The following is a 23490-nucleotide window of genomic DNA, read 5'->3' as shown; positions in this document are numbered from 1 at the left end:
TCACCCCATCCCGAGACAGGAATAGACATGGCTTTGCCCTCCCGCGTGAAGATCGTCGAGGTGTCGCCCCGCGATGGCCTGCAGAACGAAAAGGAATTCGTGCCCACCGACGTCAAGGTGGAACTGGTCAACCGCCTGGCCGCCGCAGGCTTCCCCAATGTGGAAGCCGCCTCGTTCGTATCGCCCAAGTGGGTGCCGCAAATGGCCGACGGCGCCGAAGTCATGGCCCGCATCGAGCGCCGCCCCGGCACCATCTATTCCGTGCTGACGCCGAACATGAAGGGCTTCGAGGGCGCGCTGGCCGCCGGCGCCGACGAGATCGTGATCTTCGGCGCCGCCAGCGAGGCTTTCTCGCAAAAGAACATCAACTGTTCCATCGCCGAATCGATCGCGCGCTTCGAACCCGTGGTAGCAGCCGCGCGCGCCGCCGGCATCCGCGTGCGCGGCAGCATCAGCTGCGCGCTGGGCTGTCCCTACCAGGGCGAAGTACCGGTGGAAGCGGTGGTGGACGTGGCGCAGCGCTACCTGGCGATGCAGGTCGACGAGATCGACGTGGCCGACACCATCGGCGTGGGCACGCCCAAGCGCGTGCGCGAAGTGATGACGGCAGTGACGCGCGTGGCCGATCCCGCGCGCATTTCCGGCCACTTCCACGACACCTACGGGCAGGCGCTGGCCAATATCCTGGCGGCGCTGGAAACCGGCATCTCGATTTTCCACACCTCGGTGGCCGGCCTGGGCGGCTGCCCCTACGCCAAGGGCGCCACCGGCAACGTCGCCACCGAAGACGTGCTGTACATGCTGCGCGGCCTGGACATCGATACCGGCGTGGACTTCGACGCCGTGGTCGATATCGGCCAGTGGATGTCGGGCCATCTGAACCGCAAGGGTTCCAGCCGCGCCGGCAACGCCATCGCCGCCAAACGGGCGGCATGACGGACTCCATGAACACTCCCGCCGGCACGCCCCCCGCCGAGGACCACGCGGCGCTGCTGCGGGCCATCGGCCCGCTGCCCTTGTCGGGCCAGGCCTGGCCCGACTGGGTCCGCATCCTGACCTGGGTCATCCTGGCGGTACTGGGCGTGCAGGTGGTCACCACCGCCATCCGCGCGCCTTCGCAACCCTTCGACACCTTGCTGGCCGCCGTGGTGGCGCTGTGCTTCCTGGGACTGCTGTTCGTGTCCTGGCACATGCAGACGTCCATCACCACCATCGACGAACGCGGCCTGCGCCAGACCTGGTTCACGCGCCGCGAAGTCGCCTGGGAAGACGTGCGCTACGCGCGCTTCGTGCCGATGCTGTTCTCCAAGCGCCTGGTGGTGTTCACGCACCGCGGCCGGCCGATGATCTTTCAAGGCGGCACGCGGGAATTGCGCACCGCGTTCGTAAAGATCGCCGAACTGTACCGGCGCGGCTAGCGCCCGGGGGTTCCGCGCGCTGGCAATCGATGGCCGGGCGCGCGAAATCCATTCTCGTCAGCGGATCGGCAACGCGTACATCAGCCCGCCTTGCGTCCATTGCGCATTCAGGCCGCGCTTGATCTTCAAGGGGCTACCCTGGCCCACGTTGCGCTCGAAGCTCTCGCCGTAGTTGCCCACCTGCTTGACGATGTTGTAGGCCCATTTCTCGTCCAACCCCAGGTTGGCGCCGCCGCCAGGCGTGACGCCCAGGATGCGCTTGATGTTGGGATTGGCGCTCTTGGCCTGTTCGTCCACGTTGGCGGACGACACGCCGTACTCTTCGGCCTCGATCATGGCCGACAGCGACCAGCGCACGATGTTCAGCCAGGCATCATCGCCCTGGCGCACGAACGGGCCCAGCGGTTCCTTGGAGATGATCTCGGGCAACACCACGTAGTCGTCGGGGTTCTGCAGCTTGGAGATGCGGATCGAGGCCAGGCCCGAAGCGTCGGTGCTGAAGACGTCGCAACGGCCCGCGGCAAAGGCGTTGACCACTTCATTGAAGGTCTCGATCACGACCGGCTTGTAGCTTACGTTGTTGGCGCGCGCCCAATCGGCCAGCGTGTTCTCGTTGGACGTGCCGGTCTGCAAGCAGATGGTGGCGCCGTTGATTTCCTTGGCGCTCTTCACGCCCAGGGACTTGGGCACCAGGAAGCCCTGGCCGTCGTAGAAGTTGATGCCGGCGTGGATGATGCCCAGCGCGGTATCGCGCTGCTGCGTGACGGTGGTGTTGCGTGTCAGCACGTCCACCTCGCCGGATTGCAGGGCGGTGAAACGCTGCTGCGAATTCAGCGGCACCACCTTGATCTTGTTGGCGTCGCCGAAGACCGCGGCGGCGATGGCGCGGCACAGGTCCACGTCCAGCCCCTGCCACTTGCCTTGCGCGTCGGGCGCGGAAAAGCCCGCGAAGCCCGTGGTCGTGCCGCAAGCCACGGCGCCGCGCTGGCGCACCACGTCCAGCGTGGCTGCTTGCGCACCCTGCGCCGCTGCCGCCAGCAACGCCGCGCCGATCAACCCTTTTGCAATGTTCATGACCTCGTTTCCTGTTCTGCTTTGCGGGCGCGGGGACGCGCCGAGGCAAGAAGCTTATAGACATGAAGCGCTCGAACCAAATAACAAGCGCTTATTTAGGTATGCGCGCCCCGGCGCGCAAGCGCCAGGGCGGACAGGCAAAAAGCATAGCAACAGGCAAGGCGGCGGCGGATGCGCGCCGTCAAGCCGGCATCAGGCGGCCAGCGAGATCGACACCGGCTCGTTGGCTTCGCACGCGTCCAGCGCGCGGCCCAGCCGCACCATGCCCTGGGCGATCTGGCTTTCGTTCATGGTGGCGAACGACATGCGCATGGCGTGCAGGTCGGCCTGCGCCGCGTCGGCGTAGAAGGCCTTGCCCGGCACGTAGACGACCTCGTGCTCGATGGCGTAGGGCAACAGGCGGGTGGCGTCGATGTCGCCCGTCAGGCGGGCCCAGAAGAACATGCCGCCTTCGGGCTTGCTGAAAGTGACGCGGCCGTTGAGTTCGCGGGCCAGCGACTCGGCCATGGCGTCGCAGCGCAGGCCGTAGGCCGCGCGGATGCGCGGCACATGCTCGCCGTAGCGGCCGTTGGCCAGGTACTGGGCCACGACTTCCTGGATCCACGCGGACGAGGCCATGTCGTCGGCGGCCTTGGCGCTGACGCAGCGGCGGCGGACTTCGGGCGGAGCCACCAGCCAGCCGATGCGCAGCGCGGGCGCCATGGTCTTGGACATGCTGGCCAGGTACACGGCCCAGTGGCGGGCTTCGCCTTCGGCCAGCGCGGCGATGGGCGGCACCGCCTCGCCGGCAAAGCGCAGCTCGCTGTAGGGGTCGTCCTCGACGATCAGGAAGCGGTGCTTGACCGCCAGTTCCAGCAGCCGCAGGCGGCGCTCGCGGGTCAGGGTCGCGCCGCAGGGATTCGAGAACGATGCCACCACGCAGACCATCTTGGGCTTGATGCGGCCGGCCAGTTCGTCCAGCGCGTCCACGTCGATGCCCTCGGGGCCCGACTGCACCGTATGCACCGTTGCGCCGGTGTAACGCAGCGCCTGCACGGAATTCGGAAACGCGGGCGATTCGATGATGGCGTGGTCGCCGGGCTGCAGCATGACGCGGGTCAGCAGCGCCAGGGCCTGCTGCGAACCGCCGGTCACGACCAGCTCGGTATCGGGGTTGCAGATCAGGCCGCGCTCCGCCGACAGACGCGCCAGTTCATGGCGCAGGCTGGCCTGGCCGTCGATGTTGGAATACTGCAGGCAGGCGCCCAGGCGGGCCAGCACCTGGGTCGATGCGACCGACAGGCCGTCCACGTCGAACAGTTCCTGCGCGGGGTAGCCGCCCGCCAGCGAAATGGTGCCGGGACGCATGGCGTACGGCATGAGCGATCGGATGGGGGAAGCGGGCGGATTCAGGAAAGGCGTGGCGAAAGCGTATTCAGGCGCTGCGGTGGACATGGCGGGAGACAGTAAAGGTGGGAAACCGTGACGCCCGCTGGGGCGGCGCCGGATGGCATAGAACATTGAAATATAAACAAATATCTTCAAATTCTAAGCCTGCCGATTACACAGGGTCAACGACGCGCGCGGGCACTGTGGCGAAACGATCCTGCGCAGTCCTACACTATGGGACATCCCGTTCCTACCAGAGAGCTGAATGACCGCCGTAGACACCATGGCCGGGCGCCTTGCCCAGATCCAGCAACGCATCGCCGACGCCTGCACGCGCGCCGGCCGCAGCCCGGACAGCGTGACCCTGCTGCCCGTCAGCAAGACCTTCGGCGTGGATGCCATCCGCGAAGCCATGGCGCTGGGGCTGACCCGCTACGGCGAAAACAAGACGCAGGAAATCCGCCAGAAGGCCACCGCGCTGGACGGCCTGGGCCTGCAATGGGTGCTGATCGGCCATCTGCAGACCAACAAGGCCCGCGACGCCGCGCGCGACGCGGCCGAGGTCCAGTCGCTGGACCGGGTGGAACTGGCCGAAGCCCTGCATCGCCGCCTGGCCAACGAAGACCGGACCCTGGACGTGCTGGTGCAGGTCAAGACCTCGTCCGAGCCGAGCAAGTACGGCATGGATCCCGTGGACGTGGCCGCTTTCCTGCGCCGCATCGCCACCGACTTCCCGACGCTGCGCGTGCAGGGCCTGATGACGCTGGCCGTGAATTCGCCGGATGCCGCCGAAGTGCGCGCCTGCTTCCGCGCCCTGCGCGAGCAGCGCGACCGGCTGCGCCAGGAAAACCTGCCCGGCGTGTCGCTGGACCGGCTGTCCATGGGCATGAGCGGAGACTTCGAGCTGGCGATCGAGGAAGGCTCCACCGAAGTGCGCATCGGCTCCGCGATCTTCGGCGCCCGCAGCTACCCGGACCCGCAATAAGCCGCTGAAAACAAGGCGCAAAACATCCGCCTATTGCCGGGGACGCAAGGCATAATAACGGCGCATAACAGGCCCCCGCGCCCCTCGCGGCGCCGGCCCATATTCAATTCCGCACTTGGAGACACCCCATGCATAAGCACGCGAAGCGCCTGTTGGCGCTAGCCGCCCTGTCCCTGGCCGCAGGCGCGGCCTCCGCCCAATCCTGGCCCGCCCAGCCGATCCGCTGGATCGTGCCCTACCCGGCGGGCGGTGGCGCCGACGTGGTGGCGCGCACGGTCGCGGGCGGCATGGAAAAGCCGCTGGGCCAGACCATCGTGGTCGAAAACCGTCCCGGCGCCGCCACCATCATTGGCGCCACCGCCGTCGCCCAAGCCGAACCTACCGGCTACATGGTCGGCACCGCCGACTCGGGCACGCTGGCCTTCAACCCGTCGCTGTACGCCAAGCTGTCCTACGACCCGTCCAAGTTCACCTACATCGGCGGCATCGCCAAGTTCCCGCTGCTGCTGGCCGTGAACGTCAACTCGCCGTTCAAGACGGTGGACGACGTGATCCAGGCCGCCAAGAAAGAGCCGGGCAAACTGTCGGCGGCCTCCGCCGGCGCGGGCTCGCCGCACCACCTGGCGCTGGAACTGTTCAAGCAGCGCACCGGCGCCAACCTGCTGCATGTGCCCTACAAGGGCGCCGCCCCCGCCATCCAGGACCTGCTGGGCGGACAGGTGGACGTGATGTTCATCGACCTGGCCGCGGGCCTGCCCAACGTCAAGGCCGGCAAGCTGCGCGTCCTGGCCGCGGCCACCCCGGAACGCGTCGCGGCGCTGCCGGACGCGCCCACCATGGCCGAACAAGGCGTGCCCAACTTCACCGCCTATGCCTGGCAGGGCCTGATCGGCCCGGGTGGCCTGCCGGAGCCGGTGGTCAAGAAGCTGGCGGCCGAACTGGACGCCACGCTGAAGTCGCCCGCCGTGTCGCAGAAGATGCTGGACATGGGCGTGATCCCGATGCCGCTGTCCTCGCAGGAGTTCAAGGCCTACGCCGAGCAGGAACGCACCGCCTGGGCTGACGTGATCAAGAAGGCCGGCATCAAGCTGGAGTAAGCCCTCCGGCGCATTGCCACAAGTAAAAAAACCGCGGCCATTGCTGGCCGCGGTTTTTTTTGGCTGCGCGTACCGGCTTAGACCAGCACCCGCTCGATGCCGCCAGCATTGGCGCGGCGCACGTACTCTTCCATCCAGCCTTCGCCCAGGATGTGGCGCGCCATCTCGACCACGATGTAGTCGGCGTCCATGCCGGTGTCGCCCTCATAGCGCGACAGGCCTTGCAGGCACGACGGGCAGGAGGTCAGCACCTTCACGTCGCCGGTGAATCCGTCGCTGCGCAGCTCGGCATCACCCTTGAGCAGTTCTTCCTGCTTGCGGAAGCGCACCTGCGTGGAGATGTCGGGGCGGCTGACGGCCAGGGTGCCCGATTCGCCGCAGCAACGGTCGCTCTTGATGGCGTCGTCGCCAACCAGGGCGCGCACGGTCTTCATGGGTTCCTGCAGCTTCATGGGCGTGTGGCAGGGGTCGTGGTACATGTAGCGCACGCCCTTGGCCCCTTCCAGCTTGATGCCCTTTTCCAGCAGGTATTCGTGGATGTCGATCAGGCGGCAGCCCGGGAAGATCTTGTCGAACTCGTAGCCGGCCAGTTGGTCGTAGCAGGTGCCGCAGCTGACCACCACCGTCTTGATGTCCAGGTAGTTCAGCGTGTTGGCGACGCGGTGGAACAGCACCCGGTTGTCGGTGATGATCTGCTCGGCCTTGTCCGTCATGCCGTTGCCGCGCTGGGGATAGCCGCAGCACAGGTAGCCCGGCGGCAGCACGGTCTGCACCCCCGCGTGCCACAGCATGGCTTGCGTGGCCAGGCCCACCTGCGAGAACAGGCGTTCCGAACCGCAGCCCGGGAAGTAGAACACCGCTTCCGTGTCGGCCGTGGTGGCCTTGGGATCGCGGATGATGGGCACGTAGTTCGCGTCCTCGATGTCCAGCAGCTTGCGCGCCGCCTGCTTGGGCAGCCCGCCGGGCATCTTCTTGTTCACGAAGTGCACCACCTGCTCGCGCAGCGGCGGCTTGCCCACCGTCGCCGGCGGCGCGGCGGTCTGCTTCTTCACCAGGCCCGACAGGAGGTCGTGCGCGGCGCGCTGGACCTTGTAGCCCACGCCCACCATCGCCTTGCGGGTGGCGTTGATGGTGGCCGGGTCCTTGGCGTTGAGGAAGAACATGGCGCTGGCCGTGCCCGGATTGAACGACTTGCGGCCCATGCGGCGCAGCACGGCGCGCATGTTCATGGACACGTCGCCGAAGTCGATATCGACCGGACAGGGGTTGTAGCACTTGTGGCAGACCGTGCAATGGTCGGCCACGTCCTCGAACTCTTCCCAGTGCTTGAGGCTGACGCCGCGGCGGGTCTGCTCTTCGTACAGGAAGGCTTCCACCAGCAGCGAAGTGGCCAGGATCTTGTTGCGCGGCGAATACAGCAGGTTGGCGCGCGGCACGTGGGTGGCACACACCGGCTTGCACTTGCCGCAGCGCAAACAGTCCTTGATGGATTCCGAGATGGCGCCGATGTCGCTTTGCTGCATGATCAGCGACTCGTGGCCCATCAGGTTGAAGCTGGGCGTCCAGGCGTGGCGCAGGTCCGCGCCGGGCATCAGTTTGCCGGCGTTGAAGTGGCCGTTGGGATCGACGCGGCGCTTGTAGTCCTGGAACGGCGCCAGTTCGGCTTCGGTCAGGAATTCGTACTTGGTCAGGCCGATGCCGTGCTCGCCGGAGATCACCCCGTCCAGGTCGCGGGCGATCTGCATGATGCGCTCGACGGCCTGGTGGGCCTCCTGCAGCATCTCGTAGTCGTCCGAGTTGACCGGGATGTTGGTGTGCACGTTGCCGTCTCCGGCGTGCATGTGCAGCGCCACGAAGACGCGGCTCTTGAGCACGCGGCCGTGGATGGCGACCAGTTCGTCGACGATCTTCTTGTAGGCCGCGCCCGAGAACGTGCGCTGCAAGCCGGCCAGCACTTCGGTCTTCCAGGACAGGCGGATGGTGCGATCCTGCACCACGTCGAAGACGCATGCGCCCGGCTGCGCCGCGAGGCGGTCCGACAGCGCCGGCTGCAATTCGCCCAGGCCCAGGCCATGCAGCTCGGGCAGCGCCTGCATCAGCGGCAGGTCCAGGTTGTCCAGCAGCCACTGCCAGCGCTGCCTGACGGCGACCAGCAGTTCCAGCGCCTGGCGGGTGCGCTCGGCCAGCATTTCGGCGCGGGTGGTCTCGACGTCCGTGTCATCGATCTTGCCGACGGGCAACGGCGTGCACAGATAGGCGTCCAGCTCGCCCAGCAGCTTGAGCTTGTTGCGGGTCGAGAGCTCGATATTGATGCGTTCGATGTGATCCGTGTATTCGCCCATGCGGGGCAGCGGGATCACCACGTCTTCGTTGATCTTGAAGGCGTTGGTGTGGCGCGCGATCGCGGCGGTGCGCGAGCGGTCCAGCCAGAACTTCTTGCGCGCCTCGGGGCTGACAGCCACGAAGCCTTCGCCATGGCGCGTGTTGGCCAGGCGCACCACTTCGCTGGATGCCGCGGCCACGGCGTCCTCGTCGTCGCCGACGATGTCGCCGATCAGGACCATCTTGGGCAGCACGCCGCGCTTGCTCTTGGTGGCGTAGCCCACCGCGCGCAGGTAGCGTTCGTCCAGGTGCTCTAGCCCCGCCAGGATGGCGCCGCGGGCGCGGCCTTCGCCGTCCAGGTAGCCCTTGACCTCGACGATCGACGGGATCGCGTCGCGCGCCTGGCCGAAGAACTCCATACAGACCGTGCGCGTGTAGCGCGGCATGCGGTGCAGCACCCAGCGCGCCGACGTGATCAGGCCGTCGCAGCCTTCCTTCTGGATGCCGGGCAGGCCGGCCAGGAACTTGTCCGTGACGTCCTTGCCCAGGCCTTCCTTGCGGAACACGCGGCCCTGGATTTCCAGGGTTTCGGTCTTCAGCAGGCGCTCGCCCGGCTTGCCGCGGCCGTCGAACCACTTGAGCTCGAAGCGCGCCACGTCCACGTCATGGATCTTGCCCATGTTGTGGTCCAGGCGGCTGACTTCCAGCCAGTTGCCGTTCGGGTCGACCATGCGCCACCAGGCCAGGTTGTCCAGCGCGGTGCCCCACAGCACGGCCTTCTTGCCGCCCGCGTTCATGGCGATGTTGCCGCCGACACAGGAAGCCTCGGCCGAGGTCGGATCGACGGCGAACACGAAGCCGGCCGCCTCGGCGGCCTCGGAGACGCGCTTGGTCACCACGCCGGCGCCGGCATGGATGACCGCCACAGGCTCGGTCAGCCCGGGCAGCAAACAGGACTCGACCTTGCCGAGCTTGTCGAATTTCTCGGTGTTGATGACCGCCGACTTCCAGGTCAGCGGAATGGCGCCGCCGGTATAGCCGGTGCCGCCGCCTCGCGGAATGATGGTCAGCCCCAGCTCGATACAGGCGGTGACCAGCGCCGCGATTTCGTCTTCCGTGTCCGGCGTCAGCACCACGAAGGGGTATTCGACGCGCCAGTCGGTGGCATCGGTCACGTGCGAGACGCGCGACAGGCCGTCGAACTTGATGTTGTCGCGCGCGGTGATGCGGCCCAGCACCTTCTGCGCCTGCTTGCGCATCATGGCGGTCTGGTCGAACTCGCCCTCGAACGCGGCAATGGCGGAACGCGCCCGCGCCAGCAGGCCGACGACCTTCTCGTCGCGGTGCGGATCATGGCCGGCCTCGGCGGGCACGTCCGGTTCGCGACGGCGGTCGATTTCGCCCAGGCGGTGATGCAGGGCTTCGATCAGCTGCTTGCGGCGCTTGGGGTTGTCGAGCAGGTCGTCCTGCAGATAGGGATTGCGGCGCACCACCCAGATGTCGCCCAGCACCTCGTACAGCATGCGCGCGGAACGGCCGGTGCGGCGCTCGCCGCGCAGGTCGCTCAGCAGGCTCCAGGCGTCGTCGCCCAACAACCGGCCGACAATCTCGCGGTCGGAAAACGACGTGTAGTTGTACGGGATTTCGCGCAAGCGCGCGGGTGCTGCGGGCGGCATCGCCCCGTTCAAGATGTGGCTAGCGAGTGGGGCGTTCATGGCTGCAAGAGGGGGCCCTTAAAAAACTATTTTATGCCATTGGACGAGTCTGGCCCCTAATACCCCTAGGGACGCGCTCGAAATCCGGAAATGGCGGGGATGGTGCGTCCCCGATTAATTGCAATATCGGCGCTAGACCTGACCGGGAAAAAACCACAGCAGGCTGGCGGTCATGACCAGATAGCGCAGGAATTTGCCGATGGCCATGTAGAACACGCAGGGCCAGAAGGACAGCCGCAGCCACCCCGCGACCGCGCACAGCGGATCGCCCACGGCGGGCAGCCAGGACAACAGCAGCGCGGGTGGCCCCATGCGGTGGATCCAGTCGTGGGCGCGCTCATTCCAGCGCCCGCGCATGCGTCCGCCCTCGGTCGCGTCGGGATGCGGATGGGGGTGCTTTTCCTTCCAGCGTTGCACGGCGCGTTCGGCGCCCAGGCCCATGGCGTAGCTGATGGCGCCGCCAGCGGTATTGCCCAGGGTCGCCACCAGGATGGCCGGCCAGAACATGTCCGGCGCCAGCTTGATGAAGCCGAACACGGCCGGCTCGGACCCCAGCGGCAGCAAGGTCGCAGACACCAGCGAGACCGTGAAGATCGCAGACAGGCCGACCGAGGGCAGCGCCAGCACCCCCAGCATCCAATGCACAGCGGATAACAGACTTTCTTCCATAGTGGGGCGAGTGTAGCCGCGCGCGGGTGCATAATCTGCCCCACTTCCCTACTTCTTGCCGCCAGCCGCTGTCCCATGTCCACTGATTATCTGAAACGCATTCTGACCTCGAAGGTTTACGACGTCGCGGTCGAATCGCCACTGGAAGCGGCGCCGCTGCTGTCGCAACGGATTTCGAACACGGTGCTGCTCAAGCGCGAGGATACCCAGGCGGTGTTCAGCTTCAAGCTGCGCGGGGCGTACAACAAGATGGCCAACCTGAGCCCGGCCGCGCGCAACCGCGGCGTGATCGCGGCCTCGGCCGGCAACCACGCCCAGGGCGTCGCGCTGGCGGCCAGCCGGCTGGGCTGCCGCGCCGTCATCGTCATGCCCACCACCAGCCCGCAGGTCAAGATCGACGCGGTGCGCCGCCTGGGCGGCGAAGTCGTGCTGGCGGGCGAGAGCTTTTCCGACGCTTACGCGCATGCGCAGATCCTGGAAAAGAAAGAGAAGCTGACCTTTGTCCATCCCTTCGACGATCCCGACGTGATCGCCGGCCAGGGCACCGTGGGCATGGAGATCCTGCGCCAGCATCCCGGCCCGATCGACGCCATCTTCGTCGCCATCGGCGGCGGCGGGCTGATCGCGGGCGTGGCCGCCTACATCAAACAGCTGCGCCCGGAAATCAAGATCATCGGCGTGCAAACGGAAGACTCGGACGCCATGCTGCGCAGCGTGCGCGCGGGCCGTCGCGTGCAGTTGAACGACGTGGGCCTGTTCTCGGACGGCACGGCGGTCAAGATGGTGGGCGCCGAAACCTTCAAGCTCACGCGCCAGTATGTGGACGACTTCGTGGTGGTCAACACCGACGCGATCTGCGCGGCCATCAAGGACGTATTCCAGGACACGCGCAGCGTGCTGGAGCCGGCCGGCGCGATGGCGGTCGCGGGCGCCAAGCAGTATGCGGCCGAACACCATCTGAAGGGCAAGACGCTGGTGGCGATCGCCTGCGGCGCCAACATGAATTTCGACCGCCTGCGCTTCGTGGCCGAACGCGCCGAAGTCGGCGAAATGCGCGAAGCCGTGTTCGCCGTCACCATGCCGGAGCAGCGCGGCAGCTTCCGCCGTTTCTGTGAACTGGTGGGCGAGCGCAGCGTCACCGAGTTCAATTACCGCATCTCCGACGCGGATCGCGCGCACGTCTTCGTCGGCATCCAGGTGTCCTCGGCGTCCGAGCCCGACAAGATCGCGGCCAACTTCCGCCGCCATGGCTTTGACACGCTGGACTTGACCCACGACGAAATGGCCAAGACCCACCTGCGCCACATGGTGGGCGGACGTTCCGCGCTGGCGCGCAACGAACTGTTGTACCGCTTCGAATTTCCGGAACGCCCGGGCGCGCTGATGCGCTTTCTCAACGCCATGAATCCGGACTGGAACATCAGCCTGTTCCATTACCGCAACCAGGGCGCGGATTACGGCCGCATCCTGATCGGCATCCAGGTGCCGCCTGCCGACAAGAAGCAGTTCCGCAGCTTCGTGGCGGAACTGGGCTATCCCCACTGGAACGAGACCGACAACCCGGCCTACAAGTTGTTCCTCTAAATCCACGCCCTTCACGCGGGCGCCTAAAAAAACGAGAGGGCCTCCTTGCGGAGGCCCTTCCCTTCCCTGCTCAAGAAACGTCCGGCGGCAACCAGTCGCGGAGGTTCGCTGTCACTCGGCGGCCCACGGAGATGAGCCGCGCATTCAGCAAGGTCTTGCCGGACGTCCTATCGCTTAGAAACGGTGACGCACACCGACGGCGACTGCCGTGTCGGTCGCATCGCGCTGGAACGCGTAGTTGTCACCGTAGGAGGCGTACGCGTACAGGTTGGTGCGCTTGGTGAAGTCGTAGGTGTAGCCCAGGCTGTAGACGTTGAACGTCGCGTCGTCGCCCGTCAGCTTGTCGTTGCTGGCGGTGGCGCGCTGCCACGAACCGAAGACCGAGTGGCGGCCCAGCGGCACGGTGGCGCCGATCATGTACGAATTGGCGCGGAAGCCGTCAGCCAGCTTGAACGTACCCAGGTTCTGCATGCCAGCGGGCGTGGTGCCCATGTTCTGGCCGACGAACCAGCCGTCGCGGGTCTGGCCGAATGCCGCCGCAACCTTCACGACTTCGAAGTCATACGAACCGCCCAGGATGTATTCCTGGATGCGGGCTTCGGACTTGCCGCCGGTCTGGCCGTTGGACGGGTTGAAGCGGTCATACGCTGCGGCCAGGTTCAACGGGCCGTTGACGTACTGCACGCCTGCGGTCAGCACGCGGTTGTTATTGCCGGTCTGGAAGCCGGTCTGCGATGTATCGCTGACCGCGTCATCGGCGCTGAACGAGTAGCCGATGCCCGCCTTGAAGCCGCCCATGCTGGGGGTCTGGTACAGGACCATATTGTCCAGGCGCATGGTGTTGGCGCTGCCGAACGTGGTACCCATGTTGGCGGTGTTGTAGCTGATCGAGAACGGGTCGATCGAGCCGAAGTACTTGGAAGCCAGGTTGGTCTGGCGGCCGAATTCCAGACGGCCCCAGGTATCGCTGTCCAGGCCCACGGTGGCCTGGCGGCCCCACAGGCGGCCGTTTTGCAGCGACTTGCCATTCATGGGGCCAAGACCGGCTTCCAGGGTGAACACGGCGCGCAGGCCGTCGCCCAGATCTTCAGTGCCGCGCAGGCCGAACCGCGAGCCGCTGCTCACGCCCTGCACGCCGCCGAAGCGGCTTTGCGAATTGCCGTCGAACTTGACCTTCTCGTAGCCAATACCAGCGTCGATCAAGCCGTACAGCGTCACGGAGTCTGCGGCTTGCGCAACGCTGGCAAAACCAGCCAACAGCGCGACAGCCAATAGCGTCTTCTTCATATAAGTCCCCAAAATGGCGAGATGAAAGGCAAACCGCAAACCCACCGCACACAGGGGCGGGAATCTGCGTGCCGCTGCGAACAAGTTAGCGGCGCATGCACTGAAGCCAGTGTCCAGCCTGCGCCAATTCGAAGTAACCCGGATTTCGAAGAACTACTTTCCATGGTTGGGATAATGACGGCCTACTTACCAGCTGCTCTCTTTGGAAACCTGCGTTAACACGTTGATATCAAATGCGAATTAAGGCTCGCAAAATATTGGACGGGCCTGGGATATTCTGCTGCCGAGGCCAGACGACCAACAAGAGTTGTTGATTGGCCCGCACAATTCTGATGCGAAAACGCGACACTATCGGCAGTTGGCTCACGGGCCGTTCGCCCTTCCACCTAGCGTAAAAAAGCCCCTCTGCATCGGGAGGGGCTCTTTTCTTGCCTGCTGGACGGCTTAGCGGCCTTGGGGCGGGTAATCCAGTTCGCCAAAGGTGTACTCGCCGCGGGCCTTGGCTTCGGCCAATTCCTGGCGGACTTGTTCGCGGGTCTTGCCGGCGGTTTGCGACACGGCAGCTTTGGGTGGGTAGTCCAGTTCGGCCGAGGTCACCTGGCCGGCGGCCTTGGCGCTTTGCAGTTCTTGCTGGACTTGTTCACGCGTCAGGCTGGTGCGCTCGACGGCGGCGGGCGGGTAATCCAGTTCACCAAACGTGACCTGGCCGGCGGCCTTGGCGGCTTGCAGTTCCTGTTGGACCTGTTCACGCGTCTTGCCATCGGCGTGAGCGGCGGACATACCCACCAGCGTTGCGGTAACCATAAGTGCGGTAGCTAGGGCTTTCATTGCGATGACTCCATCCTAAACCTTGCACATCGTCTTCTGCCAGGCTGGCAGGTGCGATATGACAATTTGATTGCTGGGACGAAGTATCTGGCGATTGGAGCTTAGTAAAAACCCTTATTTTGGGGAACATATTTGCATGAATGGGACAATTACTGGTCGCCACCCTCAGAATCTGCGCATTTTCTGCACACGATGGAAGGCGATCATGCACCGGCAAGTCATGCCTCCATTCAGCCGCAAGCAAGCTGGGTAACGGAAGATGTGCGATTGATCTGGTAGATGCACCGTTCAGCGCAGGGAAATAGACATTTCTACTGGCGGGACAATGATTCCATTTATCATACAAATCTGCCAGAAATGGAATTTTGAACTTCGAGGGCCTCATGGATATCCAGCTTAACGACATCGCTCTGTTTGTCGAAGTCGCCAAGCGCAAGAACTTCAGCCACGCCGCCGAAGCCTTGAATATTCCGACGTCCACGCTCTCGCGCCGCGTCAGTGAACTGGAGCGCAGCATCGGCATGCGGCTGCTCAACCGCAGCACGCGCAAGATCGACCTGACCGAGGCCGGCGCCATCTATTTCGAGCGCTGCCGCCATATCGTGGAAGAAGCGCGCATCGCGCACGATCAACTGCTGGACATGGCGGTGCAGCCCAAGGGACGCCTGCGCATCTCGCTGCCCACCAGCCTGGCGCAGCTGTTCCTGCCGGCCGTCATCAGCGAATTCCGCGAGCAGCATCCGGACATCGAATGCGACTTCGATCTGAGCATGCGGCCGATCGACCCCATCAGCAATCCGTTCGACCTGATCCTGCGCTTCGGCCAGCAGCCGGACTCCAGCCTGATCTCGCGCAAGATCGTGCTGATGGCCCACCAGCTATATGCCTCGCCCGAGTACCTGGCGCGCCACGGCGAGCCTCGCGTGCCGGCGGATCTCAGCCATCACGAATGCCTACGCCCCACCATGCGCGAGGAGTCATCCTTCTGGATGCTGCATTCGGGCGACAAGGTGGAACGGGTGCAGGTGTCGGGGCGACTTTCGGCCAACAACGTCGGCATGCTCGGACGGCTGGCCGGTCAAGGCCTGGGCATCACACCGCTGCTGGTCTTCGACGCGATGGAACGCGCCATCAAGCAGGCGGGTCTGGTGCGGGTGCTGCCGGAGTGGAGCCTGACGCCCCTGCCCCTCTTCGCGCTACTGCCTTCGCGCATGCTGCCGGCCAAGACCAAGGCGTTCCTGGACTTTATCCAGCCGCGCCTGTCGGACGCGTAGTTCCTACGCGGCGGTGTCGGCGCTGTATTGACAGACGGTGTAGAGCGGCGTGCCGGTGGCGGCGACCTTCGCGGAGCCGCCCAGGTCGGGCAGGTCGATGATGGCGGCCGCCTCGACCACGTTGGCGCCCAGGCGCTGCAGCAGCTTGATGGCGGCCAACATGGTGCCGCCCGTGGCGATCAGATCGTCCACCAGCAGGACGCGCTGGCCGGTGCGCACGGAATCCGTGTGCATTTCAACCGACGCGTTGCCGTACTCCAGCGAGTATTCCTCGGCCACCGTGCGGAACGGCAGCTTGCCCTTCTTGCGCACCGGCACGAAACCCAGATTGAGCTCATAGGCCAGCACGCTGCCCACGATGAAGCCGCGCGCGTCCACGCCGGCCACGAGGTCCAGGCGCTGGCGCATGTAGCGGTAGACGAAGAGATCGATAAGCACCCGGAACGCGCGAGGATCCTGCAGCACGGGCGTGATGTCGCGAAATATGACACCGGGTTGGGGCCAGTCTGGAACGCTGCGGATGGTGCGCCGGATGTACTCGGCGTTGTCGGTCTGCATGGAAGACGGCCCTGAAGAATTGAAGCAAGGCGAACTATAACCTCGCAACCGCGCTTAAGCCAGGATTGCCGTCCCCGATGACCATTCACATTCCTGTAGCCGGCCGCCCTGCAAGACATAGCGGCGATCGACCGCCCCGGGAGGCAAGGCTGCGTGGGTCGCAAGCACCACGGCGCGTCCTCCCACGGCGCCTGCCAGGTCAGCGAAGAATGCCGTTTCGGCCTCGCGATCCAGCCCTGCGGTCGGCTCGTCCAGCACGATGACCGCCGCGGGCGACAACAGCGCGCGCGCCAGGCATAGGCGGCGCGCCTGCCCGGCCGACAACTGCGAACCCGTCTCACCCGCCCAGGTATCCAGGCCATCGGGCAGGCCGCGCACGAAATCGCCCAGCCTCGCGGCGTCCAGCGCGCGCCACAAGGCGGCGTCATCCGCGTCGGGATCGCCGATGAGCAGGTTGGTGCGCAAAGTCCCCAGGAACACCGGCGCGTCCTGCGACAGCAGCGCAATGCGCCGGTGCCAATCGGCCTGTGCACAGGCGCGCGCGTCGCAGCCGCCGAAACGCACCTGTCCCGCCTGTGGATCCTCCAGACGCAAGAGCAGGTGCAGCAAGGTCGACTTGCCCGCACCGCTTGGCCCTACGATGGCGATCCGCTCACCGGGCGCCACACGCAGGGTGACGTCGTCCAGCACCAGCGGACTGGCACCAGCCCCTCGGGCGGGATAAGCAAAGCGCACGCCATCCAGCTCCACCGCGCCGCTGTCGGGCAAAGCGCGAGGCGCGGGCGGATCCTGCATGTCTGGCTCGCATTGCGTGACTTCGCGGATGCGCGCCGCCGCCGATATGGCCGAGCCCATGCGCGATGCCCCGCGCATGATGGGACCGGCCACTTCGAAGATTCCGATGACCGCCAGCAACAGCCCGGCAAGCGCGGGGCCTTCTATCCGCCCCGCTTCCAGCGTGTCCAGGCCGAACCAGAGCAAGGCCAGCACCGAGGCGCTGGCGGCGGCCTGGAGGAAGAACTGCCCGCGTACCGCCACCCGCGCCTGGCTGCGGCGGGCCAACGCGCTGGCCTGGCACAGGCGTTCGAAATGCGCGGCCGTCTGCGCCTGCGCATGCAGGGCCACCATGTCCGCGTGCCCGTCCACCGCGTCCAGCGTGGCGGCGCGCAGCCCCGCCGCGCTCTCCTGGGCCGCCACGCCCGGCTTGCGCGCGGCGCGCAGCAGCCACAAAGGCACCAGCACACAGGCCACCAGCAAAGCCAGGGCCAACGCCAGCGCGGCGGCGGGCACCCACAGACCCAGCACCGCGGTCAGCACCGCGCCCGCCAGCACCGCGGTGATCAGAGGCGCCAGCACAAATAGGAAAACCGTATCGAGCGCGTCGACGTCGCCCGTCATGCGCGCCACCAGGTCGCCATCGCGATAGCGCGCCAGTTGCCGCGGCGTGAGCCGGATCAGTGCCGAAAACACCTTCGCGCGCAAGTCCGCCAACAGGCGCAGCGTGGCGGAATGGCCGACCACCCGATCAGCGTAGCGTGCCACGATGCGCAGGAACGACAAGCCGCGCACCAGCGCCGACGGCGCAAACAGATTGAACGCGCCGCCCGCCCCCGCCAGCGCCGCACCGGTCAGGAACCAGCCCGAAACGCCCAACAGGCCCACGCCTGCGGCCACCGTCGCCAGCGCACAGAACAATGCGAGTAAAAGCCCGCTTTTACGGCGCGCATACAGCGGCAGGAGCAACAACAGATTCTTCATGCGTCTTCCACTTTTCCGCCGGCCACACGCAGGGTCCGGCCCAACCGGGCCGCCACTGCCGGCGCATGCGTTACCAACAGCAAGCTGCGGCCGGCGGCGAATTCCAGGATCTCGTCCAGCACGCGCGCTTGCGTGGCCTCGTCCAGATGCGCCGTGGGCTCATCCAGCAGGATCAGCCCCGGATCGCGCAGGAACAGGCGCGCCAGCGCGACGCGCTGCGCCTGGCCGCCGGACAGGCCGTGCCCGCGGCCGCCCAATGGCGTCGCCAGCCCTTGCGGCAAGGCCTCGGCGAACTCCAGCACACAGGCGCGGCGCGCGGCGGCCTGCACTTCGGCATCGGTAGCGTCGGGGCGGCCCAGACGGATGTTGTCCGCGATGGAACCGGCCAGCAGCTGCGGCTTCTGACCGATCAGCGCCACGCGCTGGCGCAACGCCGCCTCGTCCCATTCGGGCAGAGACACGCCGTCGATGCGGATGTCCCCCCGGAACGGACGCAGGCGTGCGATCGCCTCGATCAGCGAGGATTTGCCAATGCCGCTGGGTCCCATCAGCGCGGCGTGCTCGCCCGGCGCCAGCGTCAGACAGGCGTCCGAAAGCACCGCCAAGCCGCGGCCCGGCACGTCCAGATTCAAGCCTACGATGGCAAGGGCAGCGCCTGAGCCAGGGCGCCCGGAAATGCGTCCTGGGCCTGCGGCGGCCTCGGCAAGATTGCGCGGGCCAGATCCGCCACCGGCCTGGCCATCGCCTTCTTGCGGCAGGCCATCGAACAGCAGCGCTATCTGCGACACCGCCGCCAACGCGGCCGCGCGGTCGTGATAATGCGCCGCGAACTGGCGCAACGGCGCATAGACCTCCGGCGCCATCAGCAGACAGAACAACCCGGCCTGCAAGGTCAGCGGCGACCAGCGCAGGTCCAGGAATCCCAGATAGGTCAATCCAATGTAGACCGCCACCCCGGCCACGCCCAGCGCCGCGAAAAACTCCAGCACCGCCGATGAAAGAAAGGCAATGCGCAGCACCGACATCGTGCGCTGGCGCAGCGCGTCGCTGGCCGCCACGACCGACGCTGCCTCAGCCTCGGCGCGGCCGTATAGCTTCAGGGTGGACAGGCCGCGCAGCCGGTCGGCGAAAAAGCCCGACAAGCGGGCGAAGGCGCGCAGGTGCCTGCGGCTGGCGCCCTGGGCGCCCCAGCCGACCAAGGCCATGAACAGGGGTATCAGCGGCGCGGTGATCAGCAGGACCAGTCCGGCGATCACGTCCATTGGCAACAACACCACGGAAAACGCGACCGGCAGCATGGCCGCCGCGGCCATGGCGGGCAGGTACTTGGCAAAGAACCCATCCAGCGCTTCGACCTGATCCACCACTGCGCTGGCCAGCTCCCCGGACGCCTGCCCCCGGCTCCAATAAGGACCTTTTTGCACCAGGCGCCTGAAGAGCGATAGCCGCACATGGCGCTTGATGCGCTCGGCCGCGTCCGCGCCGGCGCGCTCGCCCGCCCAGGTGATGCAGGCGCGCAACAGCATCAGCCCGGCTATGACCAGGATGTCGCCGAGCAGTTCTTGCCGGGGTACTTGCCTGACGATGGCCGCATCGAGCACGCTGGCCAGCAGCCAGGCCTGCACCACCAGCAAGACGCCGCTCAAGAGGGGCGCGGCGCCCGCCAGCATCAACGGCAACCTGGCCGCCTTGGCAAGCGCCATCAACCACCGCGACTGTGCGCGCGGCGGTTTGTCCAGAGTTGCCGAGGGATCGTGCTCGAGGCTGCTAGTGCCGCCGCTCACGCGTCATTGCGGCTGGCGCGCGGGTCATGCGTATGCCCCTCGCGCAGCTCGAACCACATTGCATTGAGAATGGCGAAGGCACACGCCAGGCCCAGACCGAGTATCCACGAGAAATACCACATGGTGGAGGCTCCTTTTTCAGTATGAGTTGGGCGTGTCGCCCACCGATTCGTGGGTGACCTTGCCGCGCATGACGCGGTACACCCATGAGGTGTAAACCGTGATGAGCGGCAGGAAGATGGCGACCGCGATCACCATGATCCACAGCGTCAAGTGGCTGGACGAACCGTCCCAGATGGTCAGGCCGGCCTGCGGCTTCGTCGACGAAGGCATGATGAAGGGGAAGAGCGAAAAGCCCACCGTCAAAATCACGCCGCTGATCGAAATCGCGGATGCCAGGAACGACAGCACATTGGCGCGCACGGTCAGCAGCAGCACCACCAGCAAGGCGCCGCCCACGCCCAGCGCGGGCGCGATCCACATCAGCGGCCATTTCGCGTAGTTGGCCATCCAGGCGCCGTTCTGCACCGCCACGGTCTTGAGCATGGGATCCGACGGACCGGCCATGTCCACCGCGCTGGTGATGACATGGCCAGGCAGGCCGCCCGCCACCCAGAAGCCGCCCGCCGCGAACAGCGCCGCGGTCAGCAAGGCGCACAGCCTGCCCCAGTTGCGGGCCCGCGACGAGATCGGGTCTTCCGTGCGCCAGGCCAGCAGCACGGCTCCGTGCATGGCCAGCATCACCACGCTGAGCACGCCGGCCAAGAGCGCGAACGGCATGAACAGCTGGTAGAAGTGTCCTTCATAGATCGGACGCAAGGTCACCGGATCGAAGGTAAACGGCACGCCCAGGATGATGTTGCCCATGGCCACGCCGAACACCAGCGAAGCCACCACGCCCGAGAAACAGAGCACGCCGTCCCAGCGGTTGCGCCAGCTGGTGCCTTCCATCTTGCTGCGGTACTTGAAACCGACAGGCCGCAGGATCAGCGCAATCAGCACCAGCATCATCGCCAGGTAGAAGCCGGAGAACGACGCCGCATACAGCAGTGGCCAGGCGGCGAAAATGGCGCCGCCCGCCGTGATGAGCCAGACCTGGTTGCCTTCCCAGACCGGCCCCACCACGTTGATCACCACGCGGCGTTCGATGTCGGTCTTGGCGACCACGGGCAACAGCGCGGCCACGCCCAGATCGAAGCCGTCCATGACGGCGAAGCCGATGAGCAAGGCGCCCAAGAGCACCCACCAGACCACGCGCAGCGTGCCGTAGTCGAAAGGAATAAGAGTATCCATCGCTGTCTCTCCCTCAGGCTCGCACCGCGGCGCGCACCGGATCGGCGGCGGCAGAGCCGGGCGCCGGCCCATCGGATTTCGGTCCCGCCTTCACGGCGTGCAGCATCACCTTCACGCCGATGATCAGCAGCACCGTGTACAGCACCAGGAATATGGTCAGGCTGATGGCCAGGTCGACGATGGTCAGGCCGGAAGCCGCGTAGTAGGTCGGCAGCACGCCTTCGATCACCCAGGGCTGGCGGCCGTATTCGGCCACGAACCAACCGCTTTCGATCGCGACCCAGGGCAGCGGCAAACTCCACAGCGCCACCTTGAGCAGGCCGCGCCGGCTGTCCAGCCGCCCGCGCGAGGCCAGCCAGAAAGCCACGCCGAAGAACAGGATCAGGTACATGCCCACCGCCACCATGATGCGGAACGCCCAGAACAGCGGCGCCACGTTGGGCACGGTATCGACGGCGGCCTTCTTGATGTCGTCTTCGGTGACCTTGCTCATGTCGGGCTGGTAGCGCTTGACCAGCAGCGCATAGCCCAGGTCGGGCCAGGTCTTGTCGAAAACCATGCGCGCGTCCACGTCCTTGGGATTGGCGCGGATCTTCTGCAGCGCTTCATAGGCCACCATGCCGTCGCGGATGCGATTTTCGGCGCGCCGGATCAGATCGTCGATGCCCAGCAGCGGCGTGGTGAGCGAACGCGTACCGATGATGCCCATGACGTAGGGAATCTCGATCGCGAAATCGTTCTTGCGCTCGGCCTGGTTGGGAATGGCGATCAGGTTGAAGGACGCGGGGGCCGGCTCGGTATGCCACATGGACTCGATGGCCGCGATCTTCATCTTCTGGTGTTCGGTGGTGAGGTAGCCGCTTTCGTCCCCCAGCACCACGACCGACAGCGCCGAGGCCAGGCCGAAACTGGCGGCGACCGCCATCGAGCGCTTGGCCAGATCGATATGGCGGCCCTTGAGCAGGTACCAGGCGCTGATCGACATGACGAACATGGCGCCCGCGACATAGCCCGCGCTGACCGTGTGCACGAACTTGGCCTGAGCCACAGGGTTGAAGATCACCGCGGCGAAGTCGGTCATCTCCATGCGCATGGTGTCGGGATTGAAGATCGAACCGACCGGATTCTGCATCCAGCCATTGGCGATCAGGATCCACAGCGCCGAGAAGTTGGTGCCGAACGCCACCAGCCAGGTCACCACCAGGTGGCTGACCTTGGACATGCGGTTCCAGCCGAAGAAGAACAGGCCGACGAAGGTGGCTTCCAGGAAGAAGGCCATCAGCCCTTCGAGCGCCAGCGGCGCGCCGAAGATGTCGCCCACGTAGTGGCTGTAGTAGGACCAGTTCATGCCGAACTGGAACTCCATCACGACGCCGGTGGCGACGCCCAAGGCGAAGTTGATGCCGAACAGCGTGCCCCAGAACATGGTCATCCGCTTCCAGATGGGGCGGCCGGTCATGACGTACACGCTTTCCATGATGGCCAGGATGAACGACAGGCCGAGCGTGAGGGGGACGAAGAGGAAGTGGTAGAGCGCGGTCGCGGCAAACTGGAATCGCGACAGATTTACGACGTCGAGATCAATCATTGGGTCGCTCCCAAGCAGTTGAGGTGCCGCGGCAACCGGCATGGTTCCCAGGCCGTCTCTCGCGCCATGTTACGAGCGTTGCATACAACTTCATAGAGGTTTCCTGAAAAATCGGGGCGGATCAAGGTCAGCCCTTGCCCCGCAATTTGCCGGCGAAACCCAGCACCTTCTGCACTTTCGAACCGAGCTTCATCAGGTTCTGCAGGGTTTCTGGCGGCAGACGTTGAACCTCATCGAACCATCCCGTGGACAGTTCGATCAGCTCCAGCATTTCGTTCATGCGTTGTTGCGCGTAGGCCTCATCGGGCCCTGACGGGCGTTCCAGCAGGGTGTCCCGCAGCAGGGTCAGCGTGGGATCGATTTCGCGCTTGCGCTTTTCTTCCATCAGGATGCGGAAGATCTCCCAGACGTCCTTGGGAGTTTCGAAGTAGTCGCGGCGGTCGCCGACTTGATGGATGAGCTTGACCAGGCGCCAGGATTGCAGCTCCTTCAGCCCGAGGCTGACGTTGGAGCGCGAAAAGCCGAGGGTCTCGGCGATGTCGTCGGCGTTCAGCGGCTTGGGCGCCAGGAACAGCAGAGCGTAGATCTGGCCGACCGTGCGGTTCACGCCCCATCGGCTGCCCATTTCGCCGAAATGCAGGACGAAGCGTTCGTTTTGAGGGGACAGGGCCATGGATCGGGCTACACCGGCAAAGTCAGGGCCGCGGCCCCGGGAAGACAAAAACAGTTACACCGCTTTCAGAAATTTCTGAAATTATCGAACAAACTATGCGAAAGCGCAAACCACACTGGCCCCAGGGGCATGGGCGCAAGACATCGCATCGCAGCGGCGACGGCCTGTCTTCCGGATTGCCGCGCCCAAACGAAAGCGGCCACCAGCCCGTGGGC

At 65.6% G+C, this 23490-nt stretch carries 19 protein-coding genes; 6 read left to right on the top strand and 13 right to left on the bottom strand.

Annotated features, from left to right (window positions below):
- The first annotated feature begins 27 nt into the window (after positions 1–27).
- Together AC6LKD_RS26630 and AC6LKD_RS26625 are read left to right on the top strand one after the other, a co-directional pair.
- Positions 28–936 carry a hydroxymethylglutaryl-CoA lyase gene (locus AC6LKD_RS26630; RefSeq protein ID WP_492273969.1) on the top strand — a complete coding sequence of 303 codons (909 nt, stop codon included), beginning with the start codon at positions 28–30 and terminating at the stop codon, positions 934–936.
- A gap of 8 nt (positions 937–944) precedes the next feature.
- Positions 945–1418: a membrane protein gene (locus AC6LKD_RS26625; RefSeq protein WP_041656737.1), complete on the top strand. Its 474-nt coding sequence runs from the start codon at positions 945–947 to the stop codon at positions 1416–1418.
- A 57-nt stretch (positions 1419–1475) separates the two neighbouring features.
- Here the strand turns inward: AC6LKD_RS26625 and AC6LKD_RS26620 are convergent, their stop codons facing one another.
- Both AC6LKD_RS26620 and AC6LKD_RS26615 read right to left on the bottom strand, forming a co-directional pair.
- Entirely contained in the window at positions 1476–2492 is a 1017-nt protein-coding gene (locus AC6LKD_RS26620) for an amino acid ABC transporter substrate-binding protein (protein ID WP_013396703.1), read from the bottom strand.
- 192 nt (positions 2493–2684) lie between these two features.
- Positions 2685–3926: an aminotransferase-like domain-containing protein gene (locus AC6LKD_RS26615; protein WP_498117920.1), complete on the bottom strand. Its 1242-nt coding sequence runs from the start codon at positions 3924–3926 to the stop codon at positions 2685–2687.
- A 199-nt stretch (positions 3927–4125) separates the two neighbouring features.
- Between AC6LKD_RS26615 and AC6LKD_RS26610 the strand changes: the two genes are divergently transcribed.
- Both AC6LKD_RS26610 and AC6LKD_RS26605 read left to right on the top strand, forming a co-directional pair.
- Positions 4126–4845 (top strand): YggS family pyridoxal phosphate-dependent enzyme, encoded by a 720-nt coding sequence (locus tag AC6LKD_RS26610; protein ID WP_498117919.1) that lies wholly within the window; start codon positions 4126–4128, stop codon positions 4843–4845.
- 128 nt (positions 4846–4973) lie between these two features.
- On the top strand, positions 4974–5942 hold the full coding sequence (locus AC6LKD_RS26605; protein ID WP_498117918.1) for a Bug family tripartite tricarboxylate transporter substrate binding protein: 969 nt from the start codon (positions 4974–4976) through the stop codon (positions 5940–5942).
- A 77-nt stretch (positions 5943–6019) separates the two neighbouring features.
- On the opposite strand, the gene AC6LKD_RS26600 is transcribed toward AC6LKD_RS26605, so the two are convergent.
- Positions 6020–9979 (bottom strand): DUF3683 domain-containing protein, encoded by a 3960-nt coding sequence (locus tag AC6LKD_RS26600; protein ID WP_498117917.1) that lies wholly within the window; start codon positions 9977–9979, stop codon positions 6020–6022.
- Positions 9980–10111: 132 nt separating this feature from the next.
- Entirely contained in the window at positions 10112–10648 is a 537-nt protein-coding gene (locus AC6LKD_RS26595; RefSeq protein ID WP_013396708.1) for a YqaA family protein, read from the bottom strand.
- Between the two features lie 75 nt (positions 10649–10723).
- Here AC6LKD_RS26595 and ilvA point away from each other — a divergent pair, with 75 nt between their 5' ends.
- A complete protein-coding gene (gene ilvA / locus AC6LKD_RS26590; RefSeq protein ID WP_013396709.1) occupies positions 10724–12232 on the top strand; it encodes a threonine ammonia-lyase, biosynthetic in 1509 nt (502 codons plus the stop codon).
- Positions 12233–12406: 174 nt separating this feature from the next.
- On the opposite strand, the gene AC6LKD_RS26585 is transcribed toward ilvA, so the two are convergent.
- Together AC6LKD_RS26585 and AC6LKD_RS26580 are read right to left on the bottom strand one after the other, a co-directional pair.
- Complete coding sequence (locus AC6LKD_RS26585) at positions 12407–13519, bottom strand: porin (protein WP_498117916.1); 1113 nt, start codon at positions 13517–13519, stop codon at positions 12407–12409.
- 444 nt (positions 13520–13963) lie between these two features.
- Positions 13964–14347 carry a DUF4148 domain-containing protein gene (locus AC6LKD_RS26580; protein WP_013396711.1) on the bottom strand — a complete coding sequence of 128 codons (384 nt, stop codon included), beginning with the start codon at positions 14345–14347 and terminating at the stop codon, positions 13964–13966.
- Positions 14348–14730: 383 nt separating this feature from the next.
- On the opposite strand from AC6LKD_RS26580, the gene AC6LKD_RS26575 reads away from it, so the two are divergent.
- A complete protein-coding gene (locus tag AC6LKD_RS26575; protein ID WP_013396712.1) occupies positions 14731–15621 on the top strand; it encodes a LysR family transcriptional regulator in 891 nt (296 codons plus the stop codon).
- A 3-nt stretch (positions 15622–15624) separates the two neighbouring features.
- On the opposite strand, the gene AC6LKD_RS26570 is transcribed toward AC6LKD_RS26575, so the two are convergent.
- From AC6LKD_RS26570 to AC6LKD_RS26540, 7 genes are all read right to left on the bottom strand, one after another.
- Positions 15625–16179 carry an adenine phosphoribosyltransferase gene (locus AC6LKD_RS26570; RefSeq protein ID WP_088143241.1) on the bottom strand — a complete coding sequence of 185 codons (555 nt, stop codon included), beginning with the start codon at positions 16177–16179 and terminating at the stop codon, positions 15625–15627.
- 54 nt (positions 16180–16233) lie between these two features.
- Entirely contained in the window at positions 16234–17937 is a 1704-nt protein-coding gene (cydC, locus tag AC6LKD_RS26565; protein WP_492273965.1) for a thiol reductant ABC exporter subunit CydC, read from the bottom strand.
- Entirely contained in the window at positions 17934–19640 is a 1707-nt protein-coding gene (gene cydD, locus AC6LKD_RS26560; protein ID WP_498117915.1) for a thiol reductant ABC exporter subunit CydD, read from the bottom strand. Before cydD ends, cydC begins: the two co-directional genes overlap by 4 nt.
- A gap of 77 nt (positions 19641–19717) precedes the next feature.
- The gene (gene cydX / locus AC6LKD_RS26555) at positions 19718–19843 is read right to left on the bottom strand and encodes a cytochrome bd-I oxidase subunit CydX (RefSeq protein WP_013396716.1); all 126 of its coding nucleotides are present in this window, start codon (positions 19841–19843) and stop codon (positions 19718–19720) included.
- Positions 19844–19859: 16 nt separating this feature from the next.
- Positions 19860–21014, bottom strand: a complete 1155-nt coding sequence (cydB, locus tag AC6LKD_RS26550; RefSeq protein ID WP_013396717.1) for a cytochrome d ubiquinol oxidase subunit II — start codon at positions 21012–21014, stop codon at positions 19860–19862.
- 13 nt (positions 21015–21027) lie between these two features.
- Positions 21028–22602, bottom strand: coding sequence for a cytochrome ubiquinol oxidase subunit I (locus tag AC6LKD_RS26545; protein WP_013396718.1), 1575 nt, complete (start codon positions 22600–22602; stop codon positions 21028–21030).
- Between the two features lie 127 nt (positions 22603–22729).
- Complete coding sequence (locus AC6LKD_RS26540) at positions 22730–23275, bottom strand: GbsR/MarR family transcriptional regulator (protein WP_013396719.1); 546 nt, start codon at positions 23273–23275, stop codon at positions 22730–22732.
- Positions 23276–23490: the final 215 nt, after the last annotated feature.

It is taken from the genome of Achromobacter sp. D7-1 (assembly GCF_059760445.1).
Note: the sequence above shows the minus strand (reverse complement) of the source record. Positions and strands in the feature narration are given on the sequence as shown.